The sequence below is a fragment of the Nostoc sp. 'Peltigera membranacea cyanobiont' 213 genome, from assembly GCF_002245975.1.
GTDB lineage: Bacteria > Cyanobacteriota > Cyanobacteriia > Cyanobacteriales > Nostocaceae > Nostoc.
Genome location: NZ_NOLI01000301.1, coordinates 1 through 3155, shown reverse-complemented (window position 1 = coordinate 3155; position 3155 = coordinate 1). Strand labels below are relative to the sequence as shown.

Sequence of the window (3155 nt, the reverse complement as noted above, 5' to 3'; positions counted from 1 at the left end):
TCATAGTCCCCTCATCGCTTGCGGGGAGGGGGTTGGGGGTGGGGTTCTTGTACCTCACTCAACTGAGAACCGCTATAGCATTTCGATCTGATGCTAGCCCCGCACTAGTTTTCAATCGAGTCAACCTGCTTTTGCGGATGCGATCGCTATCACGAACACCACCTGCTATTTCATATTCGCTGCTGTCTGTGCCATACTTAAAAGCAACTCCCTTCAGCATTTTGTCTGAAAGCTTACTCAAGTTTTTTTCCATTTCATCAATTTTAGTTTTAGAAGAGTCAACTATAGCTAGAGCAGCATTATAAGCATCAATCGTAGTGTGTAACTGCTCAATTGATTGAGCCAGGCTTTCCAAATTACAATAATCATCAAAATTCATATTTGGATCGATTGCTTTGAATCCGGCGAATCTGAATTCAGCTTTTTTGATAACACGGGATGTACGTTTTTGACGAGGCATAAATATATTCCTTAAGGAGAGATTAAAACCTATTTTGACTTCCTCAAGCTGTTTTCTGGTGCAGTAAAATTAGCGAATAAATGTACTTTTTTAAACAAGATTAGCTCACTAAATTAAGTAGTTTTCCTGATTTAGGATGTTATACTTAGTTTTGTTGCTGGCGATCGCTTCAATGTTATACCATTTCTTTATGAGGCTGCGCCAAACCCTTTTAACTTCTTTCTTTGTGTTCTTTGCGGTTCGTTTTTCTTTCTTAGGGACTTCCAAAAAATAAAATATACAGTAGGGTGTGTTAGGCGAAAGCCGTAACGCACCCAGATATCTGGCGGTGCGTTACGCTGTTGCTAACGCACCCTACAAAATTGGATATTTTTTTAATTGGAAGTCCCTTATAATCATGGTTTAGCGCATCTTCATACAGAATTGGTATTAGCGATGAATGTCGCGATGTTAAGGATGAATATTGCAATATCAATAAGTAAAATCGTGAAATTAGCGATCGATGTTGCGATATAGCTTATAAGGATCGCGATGTTAAGGATGAATATCGGGATATCAATAAGTAAAATCGTGATGTTTGTGATGAAAATTGGGATATAACTTATCGATATCGCGATGTTAAGGATGAATGTCGTGATGTTAGCGACTAGACATCCCAGTTTGATTAGCCTAAATAACCGTGAGAAAATAGATAGATGAGTTCAAACACCTTAGAAAAACTCAATTTAACTACCCGCTTTGAGTCAGCCTTAGTCTATGCAACTCGTCTTCATGCTAACCAAGTGAGAAAATGCAGTAACATTCCTTATATTAGTCACCTGTTAAGTGTAGCAGCACTAGTTTTAGAAGATGGTGGCTCAGAAGATGAAGCGATCGCGGCTTTACTTCATGATGCTATAGAAGACCAAGGCGGTGCAAAAACTCGTGAAGAAATTCGTCAAAAATTTGGAGAAAAAGTAGTCAACATTGTTGATGGGTGTACTGAATCAGAAGTTATCCCCAAACCCCCTTGGAAAGAACGCAAACAAGAATATATAGAGCGAATGCACTATGCTTCCCCTGAAGTCAGGCGAGTTTCGCAAGCCGATAAATTGCACAATGCCCGTTCAATTTTAGCTGATTGGTATCGAGACAAAGAAGCTGTTTGGAATAAATTCAAAGGTGGTAAGGAAGGAACACTCTGGTACTATCGTAGTTTATTAGCCGTGTATCAAGGAAATCAGTCAAGTTTTCTGAGTAATGAATTAGAGAGAGTAATTATACTTTTAGAGCAAGTTACTCAAGAATAAAAAAACTCCAGATGCAGAGGATAATTTAAATCGATCGCAAGAATTAATTCTATTAAATAATTATCTATCAAACCATTATGCAAATCTTCAATAATTGGAATGTAATTGCTAAGGGTTGGTATATTGCCTGTTCTAGTCATGAAATACCAAAAAGAACAGCAAAATCTGTAGACTTGTGTGGCCATAAAATTGCCATTTTTAGAGGTGAAAATGGGCAAGTGCGGGCTTTGGATGCTTACTGCCCTCATTTGGGTACAGATTTAGGGATTGGAAAGGTTGATGGTAATTGGATTCGTTGTAAATTTCATCATTGGGCATTTGATGAAACAGGTATTTGTCAAAATATACCCTGTCAATCAGAAATTCCTACTCAAGCTAAATTACAAGCTTATGCAACAGAGGAAAAATATGGATTTATCTGGATTTATCCAGATACTAAAGCACCAGAGAAAGTGGCTGATTTTGATGAGCTAAATACTAAAGAAATTGTTACCCAAGCTGATATTGCTTTTGAAAGAAGTTGCCATCATCATATTTGTATGATGAATGGAATTGATGCTCAACATTTAAAAACAATTCATCATTTAGATATCAAAATGGATCTGTCACTACATCGTAGCGACTTAGGCACGCAAATTGACTTTACAATGCGGGGAAAATTTCCTCAAACTACCTTTAGAGAACAATTAGGTCAAAAATTTCTTGGTTCTACATATCAATATTCAATGCGTTATGCTCATGGTTGCATTGGTTTATTAACAATAATGAAAGATGTCCGGCTTTTTCCCCCACTATATATGATATATGCTTATACTCCAATTGCCCCTGGAAGAACCAGAATTCAACCGATTTATGTAACTGAAAAACGTAAAGGTATTGTGGGATATCTGCTAAATCAGTTTTTGCTATTCTGTACTCGCTTGGCTTACTATATGCTCCGAGATGAAGATGGCAAGATTTACGACAATATTCGCTTTAATCCGAAGTTGCTCCTTAGTATCGATCGGCCATTAGCTCAATATATAGAGTATGTAAACCAGCTAAAACCGTCTCGATGGTCAAAAAATAGAGATATATAGGACTAGTATTTGATTTCTGAAAAAATCTAAGTATGTGTAGGGTGTGTTACGGCTTCCGTAACGCACCAAAACATAAAGGGTGGTGCGTTAAGCCTACGGCATAACACACCCTACGTGTATTTCAAAAATCAAATATTAGTCCTATAGAATAGTAAGCTAATCGGCATTTAAGCTGCATAATATCTATCTGGCTGTTAGATTATCACTAACCAACAACAATTTTATGGTTATTTAATCGTGGTTGGCGCTTATACCATTTCTTTGTGAAGCTGCGCCAAATTTCCTTTGCTTCTTATTTCTTTCTTTGTGCCCTTTGCGTCCTTTGCG

Annotated in this window: 3 protein-coding genes; 2 read left to right on the top strand and 1 reads right to left on the bottom strand. The window is 37.4% G+C overall.

The features are described 5' to 3' along the window. Window positions 1-58 precede the first annotated feature (58 nt). Window positions 59-460 carry a hypothetical protein gene (locus CDG77_RS34270; RefSeq protein ID WP_094333575.1) on the bottom strand — a complete coding sequence of 134 codons (402 nt, stop codon included), beginning with the start codon at window positions 458-460 and terminating at the stop codon, window positions 59-61. A 695-nt stretch (window positions 461-1155) separates the two neighbouring features. On the opposite strand from CDG77_RS34270, the gene CDG77_RS34265 reads away from it, so the two are divergent. Both CDG77_RS34265 and CDG77_RS34260 read left to right on the top strand, forming a co-directional pair. Further along, a complete protein-coding gene (locus CDG77_RS34265) occupies window positions 1156-1749 on the top strand; it encodes an HD domain-containing protein (protein ID WP_094333574.1) in 594 nt (197 codons plus the stop codon). 77 nt (window positions 1750-1826) lie between these two features. Further along, entirely contained in the window at window positions 1827-2828 is a 1002-nt protein-coding gene (locus CDG77_RS34260) for an aromatic ring-hydroxylating oxygenase subunit alpha (protein WP_094333573.1), read from the top strand. Window positions 2829-3155: the final 327 nt, after the last annotated feature.